The organism is Bilophila sp. 4_1_30 (genome assembly GCF_000224655.1).
GTDB lineage: Bacteria > Desulfobacterota > Desulfovibrionia > Desulfovibrionales > Desulfovibrionaceae > Bilophila > Bilophila wadsworthia.
On record NZ_JH114232.1, the window covers coordinates 1,237,133 to 1,254,499 of the forward strand.

The window sequence follows — 17,367 nt, forward strand, 5'->3', positions numbered from 1 at the left end:
CCTCCGTTTTTTGTCGTCTGTCTTTCGTCTTTCCCAAACAGGTTAAAGGCAAGCGCCGTTATCTCTCCTCAGGCATGACGATAAGGGCGGACGGGTCGGTGTGGATGAGGATGCGGTCGAGCTTGGGTGCGCAGGTGCGAAGGCGGCGTTCCATGTCCGTGGCGACATCGTGGGCGGCGGCAAGGGACAGATCGCCGTCGATGATGCAGTGGAAGCTGACCAGCGGCGTCCCGCCCATATGTGTCAGGCGCAGGTCGTGTACATTGGACACCATCGGAAATTCCGGGAGTATGCTGTCCACGGCGGCGCGCACATAATGGAGATCCGCGTCGAAGGGCAGGGCGTTTTCCGGAGCGCAGAGGCGATCTTCCGGCTCGATGTGCGTTTCGATGCGGGTTGTGTTGAGGCGCTTGCCGAGGGCTTTCTCGAACATCACGACGTATTCGTGGGCTTCGCGCAGCGTCATATCCGGAGACGCCTCCACATGCAGAAACACGAGGAGCCCTCCGCTCTGTTCGGAAAGGATCAGGTTGTGGACGGAAAGCTTGTGCGCGGCGGCAACCGTGCGGACGAGCTGGAGCATACTTTCCGTTTCTTCCTGTGCGGGTTCGACGTGTACGGTAATATCGGCGGAGGGTACGATTTCGTGCGCGATGTCCTCAATCACGCAGGATACGTCGTGTGCGGCGTCGAGGCGCAGGGTGGCGGGGGCTTCGACCGTGATGTCCATAAACACGTCGGCACCGCTTTCGCGCACGCGCAGGCGGCGCACCCGGCAGAGAGGGAGCTGCTTGGCGAGAGCCTGTTCCAGCGCTTCGGAATGTTCCTTGCCGCCCCCGTCAAGCAGCATGGTCACGGCCCGGCGGGAGAGCCGGAAGCCCACAACGACGACGATGCCCGAAACGAACAGCGCGGCGATGGCGTCCGCCATATGCAAAATGCCCCGGAAAGAGCTGTCCGCCGGAAGGTATTCGCTGGCCTGCACGCAAAGCAGGCCGACGAGCACGACGCCGGAGGACCAGATGTCCGTAGTGAAATGCAGGGCGTCGGCTTCCAGCGCCTGGCTTTTGTGCTTTTGGGCGACGCGGCGGAGCATGGCGGCCCGGTTGACGTCCACAAGCAGGGAAATGAGGATGATGATCACGCCCCACCATGACGGGGTGATTTCGGGGGCGTCGAAGAAGAGCCGGTTGACGGCTTCGTGCACGATCCAGCCGCAGGTGACGAGCAGCAGGACCGTTTCCGCCAGCGCGGAAAGGTTTTCGATCTTGCCGTAGCCATAGGGATGGGTTTCATCCGCGGGGCGGGCCGCGACGCGGACGGCGAAGAAGGTGATGCCCGCGGCTACAAGGTCAAGGCTGCTGTGCAGGGCTTCGGAAAGGATACCGAGGCTGTTGGTGGCGAGCCCGGCTCCGAGCTTGATGAGCGTCAGGAACAGCGCCCAGAACAAAGACGAAAGGGCCGCGTGTTGTTTTTCGGAATGCGCTTCGTGGTGCGCGGTTTCGGTAGTCATGAAAACACTCCGGGGAAATGGCCGCTTCTTTGCGGCCGTTCGCGGAAAGAGCGTTAGGGCGTCAGCTCAGTACGCCGTGCTCATAAAGGATTTTCAGGCCGATGCCGATAAGGACGCAGCCGCCCACAAGTTCGGCGCGTCGGCCAAAAATGTCAGCATGTGCGAGCCCTTTTCCCGCCAGCAGGCCAAGGGCCGTGATGACGGCACAGACCACGCCGATCAGGGTGGACGGCCCCCATACGTTTATGTTGAGGAGCGAAAAGGAAAGCCCCACGGCTAGGGCGTCGATGCTGGTCGCCACCGCGAGGATGAGCAGCTTGCGGCCTTTGGTGGGATCAACCGAACAGCTTTCCCCGTCTTCGGAATCGTCTCCGCCGCCCCGGATCATGTTGCCGCCGATCCATGCCAGCAGCGCGAAGGCGATCCAGTGATCCCACGATTCGATGAATCCGCGCACGGTCAAGCCAAGGGTCCATCCGATCACGGGCATCAGGAACTGGAAAAAGCCGAACGTCAGCGAAAGGCGCAAAAAATGCACGGCCGTCACCCGCTTGAGGGCGCAGCCCGCGCAGACCGACACAGCGAAAGCATCCATGGCCAGTGCAACGGCAATGGCGAACAATTCTGGGAAACTCATAGGGTGTTATGGGGGTTAAGGTTGTGGGCGTCAAAACTGATCCGGTTGTTGTGAGGCCTTCGGCTCTTGCTGTCAACCTTTTGCGGAGAGGTGGATAGGATACCGGGGGAGGGGCGGGGGAAACTTTCTTCAGAAAGTTTCCCCGCCTCCTTTCCCCTTTCAAAGATTTTCGATTGGTGGGGAGGTTGCGCGGTAGGCGTCCCGTTGTGTGGAAGTATTGGCAAGGCCGGTTGGGTGTATGCAACAGCGGGGAGAATTTATTTTAATGCATGAAGAAAATACCGGTAGCGACGAGGACGACGGCAAGGAGTTTGACCGCAGAAAATTTTTCCCCAAGGAAAAATACGGCGAGGAGCATACCGAAAATGACGGATGTTTCACGCAGGGCCGCAACCATCGCTATGGGGGCCTTGGTCATGGCCCAAAGGGCTACGCCGTAGGAGCCGAGGCTGCACAGGCCGCCGAACAGGCCGTGTTTCCAGCGGTTGCAGAAATAGGGGATGTAGGTTTTGCGCTGCCTCAGCAGCAGGATGACGTTGATGGGGAACGTGTTGATGACGTAGAGCCAGCATACGTAGCTGATGGGATTCCCGCTGGCCCGGGCGCCGTAGCCGTCGAAAAGGGTGTAGCCCATGATCACGATGGCGGTTCCCACGGCGGCCAGCGCGCCGTTGATGTTGAACTTGCCGTTCTTAATGTTGTCGCGGGTCAGGGTAAGGACGCCGGCGCACAGGCACAGGATGCCGAGCCACCCGGCAAGCGGCATTTCATGGCCGGAAAGGAGCATGAAAACGGACGTCAGGAGCGGGGCCGTACCGCGCATGATGGTATAGGCGAACGACATGTCCACATTGCGGTAGGCTACGGCGATACAGAGGTAGTAAGCGATATGGACGGTGCAGGAGCCGGCCAGGAACTTGAGGCTTTCCAGCGCCGGAAAGGGGAGGAAAGGGACGATGAACAAAACGCCGACGCCTCCGCCGAAGCAGTTGAGCCCCGTTTCATAGAGCTTGTTGGAGCCGCCCTTGATGACGGCATTCCATGAAGCATGGAGCAAAGCGGCAAGCAGTATGAGAAGAATGATTTCGAAAGACATGAAGCCCCCTCATTTTTTTTCGCGGGAAGCTAGCGCGAAAAAAGACGCTTGTACACCGATCTTTTTCTTTTGCTGACCGGTATGCAAGCGTCTTTATGCTGAGATCAAAATAGGTTGTGTTGTGACGTTTTCGTGTCGTTTTTTTTGTTGGAGGGGAATGGAGAAAATTCGTTTTCGAAATAAATATTCGTATACGAAACTACTTCTTGTGATGTTCGGCTATCCACGCCTTGAATTGGCGCATTTCCTTGGCTTGGCTGATAATGATGTTCTCAGCGAGGTTGAGGATCTGAGGATTGTTGGAGCCGAGAAGGGCGGGGACGGACATTTCCAGCGCCATCGCGTGGTGCGGCAGCATGAGCTCCACAAAACGCATGTTCGCGCCCAGGTTCTTGCCCTCTTCGAGCATGTGCTGCATGGCCTTCTTCATGGGCGCGTAGGCCGATTCCTCGATGCCGCCGAGAGGCTTCAGCAGCTCCTTCATTTCGGCGATTTCTTTTTCCTGCACCTTGATCACGTCGTCGGCCCATGCCGTAACTTGAGGATCCTGATCTTTCTTTGGGGTTGCAAGGAAGACTTTGGCCATATCCACCGCGCCCTCATGGTGCGCGATCATGCCGGAAAGGAAGGCGCGATCCGAATAGTGGGCGGCGCCGGAGCCGTGATCCATAGCGGCCTGAGCGGGCAGGACGGAAAACAAAAACGCCGCAACGAGCGCAAGGACAGTCAACGAGGCGGTACGCATAGTTTTTTCTCCCAGATAGGACGTGAGCCACGGAACGCCGTGGCGGGCCCCCACAATGAGAGCCCGTCCGGAGCATACCGGCAACCTTACATGAGATGTAACTATTTTTTATCGGGCCCGCCGTGCGTACCTCGGCACCACACCTCGCGCCTCGCAAGATCGTGGTGACGGATTACGGCGTTCCCCGGAACCGGGGACAGGGATTCGATAAGGGCAAAAGCCTTCGGTGGGAGGATGGGTTCCGTTGGCAGGTTTGGAAAAGGAGAGGGCTTCTCATTCGAGAGGGGCCCATCTTCCTTCCCCGATTTCCAATCTTCTATCGCTTCTTCACGGATGAGGTGCCGGAAGCGCAGGCATTGACCATCGGCACATAGGTTTCGCTTTCCGCGTCGAAGTAGAGCAGTTCGCCTGAGCCCATATCGAAGTACAGGCCGTGCAGGAGCAATTCGCCCCCATCGACGGCGCTCTTGATCCACGGATACCCCATGAGGTTGTCCAGCGAGAAACGCACGCCCCACATTTCGCAGGCCCGTTGCCGTTCGTCAGGATCGGCCCCGGGCAGGGAACTGTCCACCTCGGCCTTGGCGCGGCAGGCGAGGTTCATCCAGATGTTGAGGAATTCGTCGTCGCTGTGCGAAGCTTCAAGCAGGCTGGTAAAGCCGCCGCATTTCGCGTGTCCCATGACCATGATGTGGCCGATGTGCAGGTGGCGGACCGCGTATTCCAGCGCGGCGCTGACGCCGTGGTGATGGGAGTCCGGTTCGTAGGGAGGGACAAGGTTGGCGACGTTCCGGATGACGAACAGATCGCCGGGCGTCGCGTCAAGGAGCAGGACAGGGTCAACCCGGGAGTCGCTGCAGGCGATGACGAGGGCGTAGGGATGCTGGCCGACGCGGAGGTCTTCATAAATATTGTTTTCAGGGCAATACCATGTCTTTTGGAAGCGCTGGAATCCGGCGGAAAAGCGTTTGAGCAGGTCGTGCGATACCATTTGAGGGTCCTTTGCGGCAAAGAGGATCGGAAGGCGGGCTTGTCATTTCGTGGTGGAGGCTTTATCTCCCTAAAACAGAGGAGTCAACGCAACCGATTGGAGTATTCTCCCATGCCTGATTTTTTGAGATGGATCATCGCCGGCGTTACGTCCGTAGTGGTGGCGGGGCTTGTGTTCCTGCTTGCCACCGTGGGGATCGTCGTCGCCTTTTTTGTGTTTTTGGTGCTGTTCGTCGTGTTTGGGCTGGCCATGCGCCGGGCCCGCAAGAACGTGCAGTACGGTGAGGACGGCAGCCGGTTCATCATTTATACCAACATTCCCGGAGCTGGAACGGGGAATGCCGACCGTGTGCGCCGGGACGATCCCGACACGTATGAGCTGTCCCCTGACGAATATACCGTGGAAGCGGCACCTTCGAAGAAGCCCGGCGACACGGACCCGAAAGCCCTTGGAGATCACGGGAAATCGTGACGGAGTGCCCGGACGGCAGGTCTTTTTCTGGCGTAAATTCACTTGGATAGCAATATGTTTCTTCACGCGTGTCTTAGAGTTGTTCGGCTCTGGCGAATGGGCTGCCTTGTCCTGTGCGGCTTTTTCCTGTGCTTTGGGGGAGGTGCCGCCGCGTTTGCCGCCCCTTCCGTCGAAGAAATGGCCGGGCAGATGCTGCTCGTCGGTTTCAAAGGGCAGGAGCCTGAAGAATGCGGAGCTATCCTTAGAGATATTCAGACCCGCCATCTGGGCGGGGTGATCCTGTTCAAACGGGATGCGCGCAGCGCCAAGCTCCCTCGCAATATCCGCGATGCGGCGCAAGTGAAACGGCTGACCGCCGCACTGCGAGGGGCCTCTGCGGGGCATCCGCTTTTTATCGCCGTGGATCAGGAAGGCGGCAAGGTGGCCCGCTTCCAGCCGGGCGACGGTTTTCCGGCGTACCCTTCGGCGGCGGAGCTGGGCCGGGGCACGCCCGATGCCACGCGCCGCACGGCCCTCGGCATGGGCCGCATGTTGCGGGAGCTCGGGGCCAATCTCAATTTCGCGCCCGTACTGGATGTGAATGTGTATCCCGCTTCACCGGCCATAGGCCGTCTCGGACGCAGTTTTTCGGCTGATCCACAGGCCGTCGCCGCGCATGGGGCGGCTTTTGCGGACGGCCTGAACGACGCGGGCATCATAGCGGTTTTCAAGCATTTTCCCGGACACGGCAGTGCGCACGCGGATTCGCATAAAGGGGTCACGGACATCAGCGCGACATGGAGCAAGCGCGAACTGTCTCCGTACCGCTCCGCGCTCGGGCGTCCGGGGCAGCGTATGGTCATGACGGGGCACCTTTTCCACGCCGGGCTCGATCCCGCCTTTCCGGCCACGCTGTCGCCTTCCGTCATCAACGGGCTGCTGCGGGGGCGTCTGGGATATGACGGTGTGGTGGTGACGGATGATCTGCAAATGGATGCCATCGCCGCCGAATACACGCTGGAGGAAGTAGTGCTTCGGGCCATCGGGGCCGGAGCGGACATTCTGCTGTTCGGCAATAATCTGGAGTATGATCCCGCTATCGTCGCCAAGGTTCAGGCCATCATCGCCCGGGCCGTCGAGGACGGAACCATTTCCCGTGCCCGGCTTGAGGCGTCGTGGAGGCGGATCCTGAAGCTCAAGCGGCAGATGTCCTGAGGTTGCGGCGGAGGCCGCCTGCGGAGACGGGTTTTCTGGAGCCGGTCGCGTTTCGAAAAGGCTTTGGGCTGGTGCCGTCCGGGAGACGGCCCCCATGAAAAAGAAGGGACCTCGTTTGAGGTCCCTTCCGTCGTTTTACTCGTCGTCTTCGTCCATGAGGGAGTCGTGCAGGGCATCGGTGAAGATGTCGAAGGCGACCTGCTCGATGGGCGTGCGGGGTTTGTAGGTGAGGGCCTCTTCGGGGACTTCGCCGTTTTCTTTGCACAGTTCGTCGAAACGGTCCGAATAGGCGGCGATCAGGCGTTCCACTTCCAGCACGATGGGATCGTCGGAGGGGATGACGTCGTCATCGCTGTCTTCGCAGCTCCCTTCGTCGTCGTGGCTGCATCCGCAACCGCATTCTTCCTCATCTCCTTTGTTGGCGTAATATTCATCAACCTGTGCTTCATAGGCATCGATGGCGTCGATGACCTGTTCTTCGGTCAGTCCGGCAAATTCCGGTTTGACTACAACGGTCTTCATACGATCTCCTTGGGGGGCGGCGGGCGTCGCCGCTGGTGCTGTTTTTGTCTTCATGCCCGTCCGGACCTGTCCCGGAGGAACTTTTTCGGAACGCGCGCCGAGTTGGCCGGTCGAGTTTCGTTCTTTGGGATTCATCACGCAAAGGGACAACATCCCGCTGCCCCTCCGCTTCTCTGCCTTTTTTCCTATTCTCCGCGCATCGTCAAGGAAATGCGCTTGCGGGGGATGTCCACGTCGAGCACGGTGACGAGCACTTCCTGATGCACTTTGACGACTTCGTTGGGATCGCGCACGAAGCGGTTCGCCAGCTGGCTGATGTGGACGAGCCCGTCCTGATGCACGCCGATGTCCACAAACGCGCCGAACGCTGTGATATTGGTGACGATGCCCGGCAGCTTCATGCCCTGTTTGAGATCCTGCATCGTGCTCACGCCTTCGGCAAAGGAAAAGGGCTTAAAGGGGCCTCGCGGGTCGCGCCCGGGTTTTTCCAGTTCCTTCATGATGTCGGTGAGCGTGGGCAGGCCGAGCTTGTCCGTGACATAGTCGGAAAGGCGGATGGCCTTGCGGCGTTCGGGGCTTTGCATGAGTTCACGGACGGTTGTGCCCGTATCCTTGGCCATGCGCTCGACCACGGCGTAGGCTTCCGGGTGTACGGCGCTGGCGTCGAGGGGCTGCTTGCCGTCCCGGATGCGCAGGAAGCCGGAACACTGCTCAAAGGCCTTGGGGCCGAGGCGGGGCACCTTGAGAAGATCCCGGCGGGTCTGGAAGGGGCCGTTTTCGTGGCGGTGAGCCACGATATTGCGGGCGAGCGTGGGGCCGAGGCCGGAAACGTAGGTGAGGAGCTGCTCGCTGGCTGTGTTCAGATCCACACCCACGGCGTTGACGCAGCTGACGACCACGTCGTCGAGGCAGCGCTTGAGTTCGGACTGGTTGACGTCGTGCTGGTACTGCCCCACGCCGATAGATTTGGGATCGATCTTGACAAGTTCCGCCAGCGGGTCAGCGAGGCGGCGGCCGATGGACACCGCGCCCCTGTAAGTGAGATCGAGATCCGGGAACTCGGCGCGGGCCGCTTCCGAGGCGGAATAGACCGAAGCCCCGCTTTCGCTGACCATGACCACGGGGATGCTCCAGCCGGGGAGCGCCCGGATGAAGGCTTCGGTTTCGCGCCCGGCGGTGCCGTTGCCCACGGCGGCGACTTCCGCGCCGTGTTTCTTGGCGAGGCGGAGGAGCGTTTCCCCGGCTTCGGCGCGGGCCTTGTCCGATCCGGCGTGCGGGTTGATGGTGGCGTATTCGAGCAGTTTCCCTTCACGGTTGAGGCAGACGATTTTGCAGCCGGTGCGGAAACCGGGGTCCACGGCGAGGATGTTTTGAGCGCCGAGGGGCGGGGCCAGCAGGAGCTGGCGCAGGTTTTCGGCGAACACGCGGATGGATTCGGCATCGGCGCGCTGTTTGAGCTGGTTGCGGAGTTCAGTCTCCAGCGCGGGCGCGAGAAGCCGCCCGTAGCCGTCCAGCGCGGCTGCGCGCACTTCGCGCCCGCAGGGGCCGTCGTTGCGGACGAAGAGGCGGGCCAAGAGGTCCTGCGCCTGCTCCTCATTGCGGGGGCGCAGGGAGAGGCGCAGGAAGCCTTCCTCTTCGCCCCGGAACATGGCGAGGATGCGGTGGGAAGGGGCTTGCGCGGCGGGTTCGTCCCACGCGAAATAATCGCGGTACTTGGCGGCGTCGGGATCCTCTTCCTTGCCGGAAACGGCCTTGCTCCGCATGAGCCCTTCGCGCCCGAAGAGTTTACGCAGGCGTTCGCGGGCGGGCTGATCCTCGGCGAAGCGCTCCGCAAGGATGTCACGCGCTCCTGCAAGCGCCGCTTCAGCATCCGGCACGCCCTTTTCGGCGTCGACATAGGCGGCGGCCATCGCTTCGGGGAGGATACGATCCTGACGGGCCAGCTGATCGGCCAGCGGTTCGAGGCCGCGCTCCTTCGCCATTGAGGCGCGGGTGCGGCGCTTGGGGCGGTAGGGCAGATAAATGTCTTCAAGGACGGTCAGAGCATCGGCGGCTTCGACCTTGGCACGCAGTTCGGGCGTGAGGAGGCCGCGTTCCTCCAGCGAGGCGAGGATGGCTTCGCGCCGTTTGTCCAATTCCTTCAGGGCGGCGAGGCGATCACGGATGGCGGTGACCGCCACTTCGTCGAGGCTCCCCGTAGCTTCCTTGCGGTAGCGGGCGATGAAGGGGACCGTGGCGTCCTCGTCGAGCAGGCGGATGACGGCTTCGGTTTGCTGTGGGCGTATATTCAGTTCTTGGGCTATGATGAATGCGTAGTTCTGCACGCGTGTTCCTTATCTGTTTGACGGATTACGGGAAGGTCCGGCACCGTTATGGGTGCCTGGGCGGACATGCCGGATGGAAAAGGAGGCATGGCGCCGAGCGACGGTATGCTTTTTCGCGGAAAAAGAAAACGCCCGCCGGATTCCGGTGAAACCCTTGACCTTGGAGCCCCGGGTGACCATAGTAAAGGATATTTCCCTCTAAGGAGTTTTCATGAACACGCCATCTTCAGCCCTTTCCGATGAAATGAAAGGGGCGATGTCCACTCTGCTCAATGCCGTTATTTTTGAACAATGGCTCCGTTTTTCTTGGATTGAGGAAGACGAGGAAGGGGATTTCTGCATCCAGATCCCCGCGGAGACGGTCAGCGAACTTGTGGAGGATTACCCCGAATACGAGGGGTTGATCGCCCAGCTCAACGGGACCATCGTGGATGCGGACATGGCCTGTTCCGCCGTTCTCGGCTATGCGCGATCCTCGCTCGGGGAACAGAGCCTCGCCGTGCTGGAGCACAGCGAATTCCAGAATATGGTGGGGCGTTTCCACCAGTGGCTCAACGACAACGTGGAAGCGCTGGATCAGGACCCGAAGAATTTCGATCAGTGGTGCGAGCTGTTCCTCGCCGACTTGCAGCAGGCCAAGGACGGCAACGCGTAAGCCTTTGCCGGGCTTCGGCACCAACGGGTTCCGCTCACGGGAATGGAGTATCTTTGAAACGGTACAGCTTTCAAAGGTCCCCGAGACTATCGAGCGGGCGGTCTGTGCCGTTTTAGAGAAAGGCGGGAGCGATGTTCCCGCCTTTCTCTTTTGGGCTGCAGGAAAAAGTCAGGCCGCCCTTGTACGGAGCGGCCCTGACTTGGAAAATATGGCGGGGTGGTGTCCCTGTTTCAGCACGGTGTGGGGTAAGGAAATGACGGAACGGTTTTATTTGCCCCAGAGCGAAAGGCGCGGCCCGGCGTCAGCCAGCGCGTCGAGGGGGATGTCCACGACCTGCGACCCGGCGGCCCACGGAGCCACCTGATACGGCTGGAAGAAGATGCGTATGCCCTCGGGCGTGAGCGCAAAGCTGGAAAAGTTTTCGGCTTCGGGGGCGGTGCCGCTGCGGAGCATGTCGTCGTTGTACATGTCGCCGAGGGATTTGGTCAGGGCCTTGGTGCAGTAGCGGCTCATGACGTCGAGCGCCGTATCCAGATTTTCGAATACGTCATACAAATCGATGAGCGCGCCGCTCTTCATATCATAGGTCGTCGTGGTGATTTCCAGGTTGCCGTGCGCGCCGCCGGTATAGCTGGCGGTCTTCCAGACTATCGAAAGGACGGACGGCGTGGAACGGGTCGTGCTGTAGGTCGTTTCGAGTTCGTAGGGCACGCCCAGATCCGGTTCTTCGCCATAGGTATTCTGGAACGTGTCCACCGCCTGATGCGCCCAGTCGGCCACATCGGCATCCACGCGGGCATTGCCGGTTATCGGGTAATGAACCCGAATCTGAAGCTTGCCGGTTTGCCGGGAAACCACGGCGTCGCGCTCGTTCAGGGCGTTGGCATACGTGGGGATCGCCAGCGCAACGGTACAGCACAGCAGGAGAAAACGGACGAAGTATGACATGGGAAATCCTGTTCCGAATGATTTTGCGGCAGACATGACATCCGGAAGCCGTTTTGTCCAGAGGTTAGAGATCAGATCCGGCACGCCCCGTACAGGCGGGCCAGCCACGGCCTCGAATAGATTTCCAGCCTGAGCCTGAGCCAGCTCCACCCCGCGTCGCGTACTTTGAAGCGGTGCACGGCCTCGGGCGCGGCAGGCGGGTTGGCTCCCATGCGGGTGGTGAAGAATACGGAAAATCCGGCTTTCCGCCCCTCTTCCCGCGCAACCTCGGACCCGCTTCCCCACGGCCAGCACAGCGAGCGCACAGGATGCCCCAGTTCCCGGCGGAGCGTTTCCGCGCAGGCGCCCAGTTCTTCGTGCACACGGCTGCGGCGGGCCGCTTCGCTCTCCAGCGTACCCAATCGATCCGGGGAAAATCCCGCTACAAGCGTTTCCAGCGCGGCTACATTTCCCGCCGATTGAAAGAAAGTACGGGCCTCCGCCGGTTCTTGCGGCACGAGGCGCTGCACGGCGGCGACCAGATCAGGGGAAGGGATGAATGCCCGGCTGTACAGGAAGGGGCGTTCTTTGAAGCGGGGCAGGCCCCAGACTTCGGGGAAGTCGACCGCGTTGAACGTGTTCGCCCGCGTTCCGGGGACGTGGAAGCGTTGCCCGGCGGCTTCCAGTGCGGAGGCGGGCTTCTGGTGCCTGTCGTGGCGGTTCACCGGGCCCCATTCCGGACCGGCGAAAACGGCGAGGTGGCGGGCGGAGTGCGCGGCCACGGACATGACGCCGCTGGATTCCATGTGTCGGGCTTCTTCCCAGGAAAAGAACATATCGCGGCGTACCTGATAGCCGAAGGGGGTGTCGTGCATGGGCGCATCCACGGGAGGGAGGCTGGACGGAGGCAACCCCTCCCAGACGTCGGCAAGGGTCGGGCGGCATTTTTTTTCAGCCTCCATCCGTTCGGTGACGGCAAAGACGACGCCTTTGTGCCCGTATTTCCGCAGGATGGGCCATGCGTAGACGTAATTGTCCAGGTACCCGTCGTCAAAGGTGATCAGCAGGGAACGCGGCGGCAGCGGCGCGCCCTTCAGCAGAAAGGCCTCCGCTTCATCAAGGCCGATCCCGCGCCAGCCGTGTTCGGCCATGCCTCGGCACTGGTCTTCAAAATGTTCCGGGCTGACGGCGATAGCCCCCGGAAATCGGCTGACGTAATGGTACATGAGTACAGGAAGGCTGTATGCGCTCATGGGGCATCCTTGAACTGTTTGGAGGGAATTCGGGGGAATGGTCTGGTCTGCGGAGGGGATGGGGCCTTGCCTGTTGTTCTTCCCCGCCGGAGAGGGATGGGGAAAACGCCGTACACCGTAAGGCGCGCTTCCGAACACCGTGCGTACCGCTTTTTTATGATGAAGCGCGCAAGGTTTCAACCATGCTCTGATACAGAAAAAGGGGCGGCCCCTTCATCGGAGCCGCCCCCCGGAAGGGTGGATCAAAGGTTGCCGCTGCGTTTGCGCTGTTTGGTTCCTGTGTTTGATGCCCACTGGTGTTCGTGCGTGAGGAACTGCATCGGATTGATCGGCTTATCGCGGAGCCGCACTTCAAAGTGCAGGTGAGGGCCCGTAACCCGCCCGGTCCTGCCGAGATTGCCGATATACTGGCCTTGCTTGACCTTCTGGCCTTTCCGGACTCCGAGTTTGTCCAGATGGGCATAACGCAGGGTGACGCCTTTTCCGGCATCGATGTCGATGGTCAGGCCATAGGAGCCTTTGCGGCCGCTGTACACGACTTTGCCGGGCGCGGAAGCAACGACTTTTTCCCCGCGGTTTCCGGCGATATCCACGCCCGCGTGCATGAGCCGCCTGCGTTTGACGGGATGCTTGCGGGGGCCGAAGGACGACGTGACCCGGATAGTTTCCTTGATGGGCTGGATGAGCGAAAGAGCCGGGTAGAGCGACGGTTCCTTGAGCAGTTCCGGCGTGACTTCAATGTCGCCGTCGTCGAATTCTTCATCGGGGATGGGAGTGAAGCGGACGTTGGAACCGTTCTGGCTGACGGCGGCGCCGGCTGTCTGGAGTTCGCGGCGGGCCGTGTAGGAAAGCGCTTCGCGTGTCGGGGGGCGATAGTCATGCAGGGCCGTCAAGGAATCCTGATAGCGGACGATGGAATACTGGTGGTGCTGCAAGCCGGATTGTTGTGGAGCGCAGGCGGTGAGGAGAAGGAGGCAAAGGAGGGGGGAGAAAAGAGCAAGCCTTTTTGCTGCGCTGAAAGACAAATACGAAGGTTTGAGCGTCATGAAGGATTCCTTGTTTACAGGGGCCGTATGCATAGCGGAGGGGAGTTCGCCCCGGTCGTGATGTCATTGCGGAAAGAAGGAAGCACGTTAGCATCCCGGGCAAAAGCTGTCGAGTCGTTGGATTTTTTTGAGGACGCCTCAGCCAATCAGCTACAAAAAGGAGCGGTTACGGTGGGATAGCGGATGGTTTTGTTGTTTTTTCGCTATCAGGTTTAAAAAACTGTACATATTTTTCCCTACATGATTTTTCAATGATCATGGCGGATAAGAATGGCCTGTTGGAAACCGCAAAGGGAGGAATTTTTTTTCGGAAAAAGAAAACCCGTATTATCGTAAATAGGAACTTTTCTGAATGGATTAACCGTCCAATGGAGGAGCCCTTCCTGTGGCCTCCTCACCTTCCGAGGGCAGTATGCTTTCCATGTATGTGTGGAGGATCAAAAGTGCAGAAGGGGGGAGGACGGAACTTGGCGAATGGGCGGAACTATGGCAGAGTAGGGACACGAAACCCAAGAACCAAGAGGTGCTATGCGTACAATATCCTTCACTTTCGCCTCTTTTTGCCGTATTACCGCCCTTGCCGTTTTGTCTTTTTCCTTGGCGGGCTGCGGACTGATGGATTACGGCGGAGGAGGGTCCGGCACGCGGGGGACGAAGACGTACACGGTGCGGGGAAAAACCTACAGGCCCTATCTGTCGGCGGACGGGTATAGGGAAGACGGGGTCGCCTCGTGGTACGGCAGGGATTTTCACGGAAAAACCACGGCCAACGGCGAACGCTATAATATGTATGCGATGACCGCCGCGCACAAACTGTTGCCGCTCGGGACCAAGGTGCGGGTCACGCATCTGAGGAACGGAAAGTCCATCGTCGTGCGCGTCAACGATCGGGGACCGTTCGTCGGGGATCGGATCATCGATCTTTCGTATGCGAGCGCGAAGGAACTGGGCATGATCGGCACGGGTACGGCGCGTGTCCGTGTCGAGGCGATCGAAACCTTTGGCGGCGCGTCCCCCGGCGATATGAACGGGAGCTTCTACATCCAGATCGCCGCGCTGAGCAGCCAAGCCTCGGCTCAGGAGCTTGTGCGGCGGCTGCAAAACCGGAATCTCGGCGGGCGGGCGTTCTACGCGCCTTCTCTGGGGCTCTGGCGCGTGCAGGCCGGGCCGTTCAACTCGCTGAACCGCGCTGAGGATCTCTCGGGCGAGCTGAACAGGCAGTATCCCGGCAACTTTGTGGTCGCGGATTAAAGGCGGAAGCGGAAGGGGAGCCTTTTTGAAACGGCTTCCCTTTCGCCGTGTTTTCCACGCTTCCCTTTCGGATTTTGGGCATACGGGCTTCCCGTTCAGGGGGGGGCTCATGGCGGAAGGCCGTGAGAAGGTTTCGGGGCGGGTGTGAAACCGTTGACAACGGTGCTTGGCTGCTGTATGTTTCTTTCCACGTAAAGGGGAGTAACTGGGTTCTTGAGACCCGGGTAACGTCAACAGCATGGCTTCGGCCTGGCGTTACCATCAAGCTTTGACTTGATGAGTGAGACCTTCACGGCACATGTTGCCGGAGGGTCTTTTTTGTTTTCTCCGGCGACCAAACGCAACAAGGAGTAAAACATGATGTTCGCTCTTCTTCCCGTCCTGAAGGGACGCGCCTGCGGAGGTTCCGATGGTCGTTGAGCATTCCGTGACGGAAGTCGTCCTTTTCTGTGTCCTCATCATCGTCTGTCTGTGGTGCGACCTGCACGCGCATCAGGCCGATAAGCCCGTTTCCGCCCGTAACGCCGCCATCTGGAGCTGTATCTGGGTGGGCCTCGCACTCGTGTTCGCAGGGTACATCGGATACAGTTTCGGCTCTGAACAGGTTCAGCTCTTCCTGACCGGGTACCTGCTGGAAAAGTCGCTTTCAGTGGACAACCTGTTCGTCATCATGGCCATTTTCAGTTCTTTCGCGGTGAAGGACGCGTTCCAGCACCGGGTTCTGTACTATGGCGTCCTCGGCGCGCTGGTCCTGCGCCTGATCTTCGTGGCGGCGGGCAGTTCCCTGGTGGCGATGTTCGGCCCCTACGCGCTGGCGAGTTTCGGCATCTTCGTGCTCTGGACCGCGTGGAAGATGTGGCAGTCCATGCACAGCGGCGAGAAGGAAGAAATCGTCGACTACTCCGAGCACTGGGCCGTCCGGTACACCAAGCGCTTCATCCCCGTGCACAACCAGCTCAGCGGCCACGATTTCTTCGTGAAGGCCCCCGATACTACCGGCAAGCTGATCTGGAAGGCCACGCCGCTGTTCCTGTGCCTGTTTGTGGTGGAAGTGTCCGACGTGATGTTCGCGTTCGACTCGGTCCCGGCCATCATCGCCGTCACGCACGACCCCTTCCTCGTCTATACCAGCAACGTGTTCGCCATCCTCGGCCTGCGGTCCATGTATTTTCTGCTCGCCGCCGGAAAGCGTTACCTGCGCCACCTGGAAAAGTCCGTAGTGATCATCCTCGCGTACATCGGCGTGAAGATGCTCCTGGACGTGGTGGGCATCGTGCACATTTCCCCGCTGATCAGCCTTGGTGTGGTCATCGGGCTGCTGGCCATAGGCATCCTTGCCTCACTGCTGCCGGAAAAGTCCGCCAAGTAAGTTCTCATGGATGAATGACGCCCGGCCGGAGTATGCTTCTTTACGCGGGCATACTCCGGCTCCCCTTTGGGGACATTGCATTTTGTGTGGAAAAGCGTATCCCTGTTTCCATTCCATAGTGGCCGGAGGCGCAGGCTTTCGGTGATTTTTCCAAGGTTGACGCGGGGAAGGGACGATACGCTCGGATCCGTTTTCCAGAAGCGGGAGCCTTGGTTTTTAATAAGGAGCGTTGGACGCATGAATCGTACAAGAACCCTGCTTATCATTGGGGTTTTTATGCTTTCTCTCGCCGTGCTCGCGGCGTTGGAATTCCGTGTTCAGGATGAACCCCCGAGCGAAGGCCAGATGGTGACGGGCTCCCTTTCGAAGGATATGCCCGCTCTTCCCAAGCTGCCTTCCCTGGGCGATTCGGAAGGGAATAAGGGCGGAGTTCTGGTTCCTCTCGACAACGGGACGCTGCGCGGCAGTGCGGCCCCGCTTGATATGTCCGCGATCCCGCCCGATGAGGAAACGGCTCCGGCGGGTAAGGATACGCCCGAAACGGCGGCTCCCGCAGCCGATCCCGCTGTCTCGGCGGAAAAGCCCGCACCGGCCCCGATGGGTGAAATTGCGCCTGCCGATACGTTTACGGAAAAGCCGAAGCAGCCCGTAGCCGAGGAAAAGGCTCCTCAGCAGGAAAAGAAGGCTGAGAAGGCCGTGGCGGAAAAGCCCGCCGAAAAGCCGCAGCCGAAGGTTTCCGAACCGAAGCAGGAAAAGGAACAGGCGAAGGAAGGCGTGGTGGTGCTGACCACCAAGGCCCCCGCGAAGCTGGCGGCGGGGCAGACCGCGATCACCGCGACCCGGCTTGAGCTGGGCAAGAGTGTAGTCTTCCGTATGACCGGCGCGGCCCCGATCAAGACCAAGACGCTGCTCCTCAAGGACCCCAACCGCTATGTCGTGGATCTTCAGGGCAACTGGGGCATCCAGCTTCCGCGTGTGCCCAAGGATCTCTGGATTTCGGGCATCCGTCTGGGACACCATGAAGAGAGCACCCGCCTTGTATTTGAATTGACCCGCGCCCCGGTATCGGCCAAGGTCGTCAAAATCAACAACACGACCGTGGAAGTCCGCATCCAGTAATTTGCCGGATACCAGAATACTTGGAAAGCCCTCCGCCGGATTTGCGGGGGGCTTTTTCGTTGTCCGAATGCCGATGAAGCGGCCTTTTGGAGATAAAGCCGAATGCTCTTGAGGGGGAATTCCAAGGTAACAATTTTTTGGTACTCTAACCGGAGCGAAAACACGGTAGAAACGGTGTTCGTGGGGCAAAAAAATCAGAAAAAAAATAAAAAGACGTTGACAGAGGCGGCGTGGAGGTGCATAACCCGTTCTCG

The 17,367-nt window shown here is 59.9% G+C and carries 16 protein-coding genes; 6 read left to right on the forward strand and 10 right to left on the reverse strand.

Annotated elements, in window-relative coordinates; all coding sequences use genetic code 11:
- Nucleotides 1–58: 58 nt before the first annotated feature.
- The 5 genes from HMPREF0178_RS12070 to HMPREF0178_RS12090 all read right to left on the reverse strand — a co-directional run bounded on the left by HMPREF0178_RS12070 (nt 59) and on the right by HMPREF0178_RS12090 (nt 4,982).
- Nucleotides 59–1,513 (reverse strand): cation diffusion facilitator family transporter, encoded by a 1,455-nt coding sequence (locus HMPREF0178_RS12070; RefSeq protein WP_009733648.1) that lies wholly within the window; start codon nt 1,511–1,513, stop codon nt 59–61.
- Between the two features lie 61 nt (nt 1,514–1,574).
- Nucleotides 1,575–2,150: a manganese efflux pump MntP family protein gene (locus tag HMPREF0178_RS12075; RefSeq protein ID WP_009733649.1), complete on the reverse strand. Its 576-nt coding sequence runs from the start codon at nt 2,148–2,150 to the stop codon at nt 1,575–1,577.
- 262 nt (nt 2,151–2,412) lie between these two features.
- Complete coding sequence (locus HMPREF0178_RS12080; protein ID WP_009733650.1) at nt 2,413–3,246, reverse strand: DMT family transporter; 834 nt, start codon at nt 3,244–3,246, stop codon at nt 2,413–2,415.
- Nucleotides 3,247–3,445: 199 nt separating this feature from the next.
- On the reverse strand, nt 3,446–3,991 hold the full coding sequence (locus HMPREF0178_RS12085) for a DUF305 domain-containing protein (RefSeq protein WP_009733651.1): 546 nt from the start codon (nt 3,989–3,991) through the stop codon (nt 3,446–3,448).
- Nucleotides 3,992–4,307: 316 nt separating this feature from the next.
- Complete coding sequence (locus HMPREF0178_RS12090; RefSeq protein ID WP_009733652.1) at nt 4,308–4,982, reverse strand: carbonic anhydrase; 675 nt, start codon at nt 4,980–4,982, stop codon at nt 4,308–4,310.
- A 111-nt stretch (nt 4,983–5,093) separates the two neighbouring features.
- Here HMPREF0178_RS12090 and HMPREF0178_RS12095 point away from each other — a divergent pair, with 111 nt between their 5' ends.
- Both HMPREF0178_RS12095 and HMPREF0178_RS12100 read left to right on the forward strand, forming a co-directional pair.
- Entirely contained in the window at nt 5,094–5,453 is a 360-nt protein-coding gene (locus tag HMPREF0178_RS12095) for a hypothetical protein (protein WP_005025621.1), read from the forward strand.
- Nucleotides 5,454–5,549: 96 nt separating this feature from the next.
- Nucleotides 5,550–6,647 (forward strand): glycoside hydrolase family 3 protein, encoded by a 1,098-nt coding sequence (locus tag HMPREF0178_RS12100; protein ID WP_232281261.1) that lies wholly within the window; start codon nt 5,550–5,552, stop codon nt 6,645–6,647.
- 135 nt (nt 6,648–6,782) lie between these two features.
- On the opposite strand, the gene HMPREF0178_RS12105 is transcribed toward HMPREF0178_RS12100, so the two are convergent.
- Both HMPREF0178_RS12105 and HMPREF0178_RS12110 read right to left on the reverse strand, forming a co-directional pair.
- Entirely contained in the window at nt 6,783–7,169 is a 387-nt protein-coding gene (locus tag HMPREF0178_RS12105; RefSeq protein WP_009733654.1) for a hypothetical protein, read from the reverse strand.
- Between the two features lie 185 nt (nt 7,170–7,354).
- Entirely contained in the window at nt 7,355–9,493 is a 2,139-nt protein-coding gene (locus HMPREF0178_RS12110; RefSeq protein ID WP_009733655.1) for a Tex family protein, read from the reverse strand.
- Between the two features lie 211 nt (nt 9,494–9,704).
- On the opposite strand from HMPREF0178_RS12110, the gene HMPREF0178_RS12115 reads away from it, so the two are divergent.
- Nucleotides 9,705–10,148, forward strand: coding sequence for a hypothetical protein (locus HMPREF0178_RS12115; RefSeq protein WP_009733656.1), 444 nt, complete (start codon nt 9,705–9,707; stop codon nt 10,146–10,148).
- Between the two features lie 267 nt (nt 10,149–10,415).
- Here the strand turns inward: HMPREF0178_RS12115 and HMPREF0178_RS12120 are convergent, their stop codons facing one another.
- The 3 genes from HMPREF0178_RS12120 to HMPREF0178_RS12130 all read right to left on the reverse strand — a co-directional run bounded on the left by HMPREF0178_RS12120 (nt 10,416) and on the right by HMPREF0178_RS12130 (nt 13,374).
- A complete protein-coding gene (locus tag HMPREF0178_RS12120) occupies nt 10,416–11,096 on the reverse strand; it encodes a DUF3298 and DUF4163 domain-containing protein (protein WP_005025633.1) in 681 nt (226 codons plus the stop codon).
- Nucleotides 11,097–11,167: 71 nt separating this feature from the next.
- A complete protein-coding gene (locus HMPREF0178_RS12125; protein WP_009733657.1) occupies nt 11,168–12,328 on the reverse strand; it encodes a polysaccharide deacetylase family protein in 1,161 nt (386 codons plus the stop codon).
- A gap of 242 nt (nt 12,329–12,570) precedes the next feature.
- Entirely contained in the window at nt 12,571–13,374 is an 804-nt protein-coding gene (locus tag HMPREF0178_RS12130) for a M23 family metallopeptidase (protein WP_009733658.1), read from the reverse strand.
- 528 nt (nt 13,375–13,902) lie between these two features.
- Between HMPREF0178_RS12130 and HMPREF0178_RS12135 the strand changes: the two genes are divergently transcribed.
- The 3 genes from HMPREF0178_RS12135 to HMPREF0178_RS12145 all read left to right on the forward strand — a co-directional run bounded on the left by HMPREF0178_RS12135 (nt 13,903) and on the right by HMPREF0178_RS12145 (nt 17,113).
- The gene (locus tag HMPREF0178_RS12135) at nt 13,903–14,625 is read left to right on the forward strand and encodes a septal ring lytic transglycosylase RlpA family protein (RefSeq protein WP_009733659.1); all 723 of its coding nucleotides are present in this window, start codon (nt 13,903–13,905) and stop codon (nt 14,623–14,625) included.
- Between the two features lie 409 nt (nt 14,626–15,034).
- Nucleotides 15,035–15,994 (forward strand): TerC family protein, encoded by a 960-nt coding sequence (locus HMPREF0178_RS12140; protein ID WP_005025642.1) that lies wholly within the window; start codon nt 15,035–15,037, stop codon nt 15,992–15,994.
- 237 nt (nt 15,995–16,231) lie between these two features.
- Nucleotides 16,232–17,113, forward strand: coding sequence for an AMIN domain-containing protein (locus tag HMPREF0178_RS12145; RefSeq protein WP_009733660.1), 882 nt, complete (start codon nt 16,232–16,234; stop codon nt 17,111–17,113).
- The last annotated feature ends 254 nt before the right edge of the window (nt 17,114–17,367 follow it).

What these genes read in the sequence shown, in the direction of transcription:
- HMPREF0178_RS12070 (WP_009733648.1), bottom strand. Translation starts at nt 1,513, where the DNA reads ATGACTACCGAAACCGCGCACCACGAAGCGCATTCCGAAAAACAACAC.
- HMPREF0178_RS12075 (WP_009733649.1), bottom strand. Translation starts at nt 2,150, where the DNA reads ATGAGTTTCCCAGAATTGTTCGCCATTGCCGTTGCACTGGCCATGGAT.
- HMPREF0178_RS12080 (WP_009733650.1), bottom strand. Translation starts at nt 3,246, where the DNA reads ATGTCTTTCGAAATCATTCTTCTCATACTGCTTGCCGCTTTGCTCCAT.
- HMPREF0178_RS12085 (WP_009733651.1), bottom strand. Translation starts at nt 3,991, where the DNA reads ATGCGTACCGCCTCGTTGACTGTCCTTGCGCTCGTTGCGGCGTTTTTG.
- HMPREF0178_RS12090 (WP_009733652.1), bottom strand. Translation starts at nt 4,982, where the DNA reads ATGGTATCGCACGACCTGCTCAAACGCTTTTCCGCCGGATTCCAGCGC.
- HMPREF0178_RS12095 (WP_005025621.1), top strand. Translation starts at nt 5,094, where the DNA reads ATGCCTGATTTTTTGAGATGGATCATCGCCGGCGTTACGTCCGTAGTG.
- HMPREF0178_RS12100 (WP_232281261.1), top strand. Translation starts at nt 5,550, where the DNA reads ATGGGCTGCCTTGTCCTGTGCGGCTTTTTCCTGTGCTTTGGGGGAGGT.
- HMPREF0178_RS12105 (WP_009733654.1), bottom strand. Translation starts at nt 7,169, where the DNA reads ATGAAGACCGTTGTAGTCAAACCGGAATTTGCCGGACTGACCGAAGAA.
- HMPREF0178_RS12115 (WP_009733656.1), top strand. Translation starts at nt 9,705, where the DNA reads ATGAACACGCCATCTTCAGCCCTTTCCGATGAAATGAAAGGGGCGATG.
- HMPREF0178_RS12120 (WP_005025633.1), bottom strand. Translation starts at nt 11,096, where the DNA reads ATGTCATACTTCGTCCGTTTTCTCCTGCTGTGCTGTACCGTTGCGCTG.
- HMPREF0178_RS12125 (WP_009733657.1), bottom strand. Translation starts at nt 12,328, where the DNA reads ATGAGCGCATACAGCCTTCCTGTACTCATGTACCATTACGTCAGCCGA.
- HMPREF0178_RS12130 (WP_009733658.1), bottom strand. Translation starts at nt 13,374, where the DNA reads ATGACGCTCAAACCTTCGTATTTGTCTTTCAGCGCAGCAAAAAGGCTT.
- HMPREF0178_RS12135 (WP_009733659.1), top strand. Translation starts at nt 13,903, where the DNA reads ATGCGTACAATATCCTTCACTTTCGCCTCTTTTTGCCGTATTACCGCC.
- HMPREF0178_RS12140 (WP_005025642.1), top strand. Translation starts at nt 15,035, where the DNA reads ATGGTCGTTGAGCATTCCGTGACGGAAGTCGTCCTTTTCTGTGTCCTC.
- HMPREF0178_RS12145 (WP_009733660.1), top strand. Translation starts at nt 16,232, where the DNA reads ATGAATCGTACAAGAACCCTGCTTATCATTGGGGTTTTTATGCTTTCT.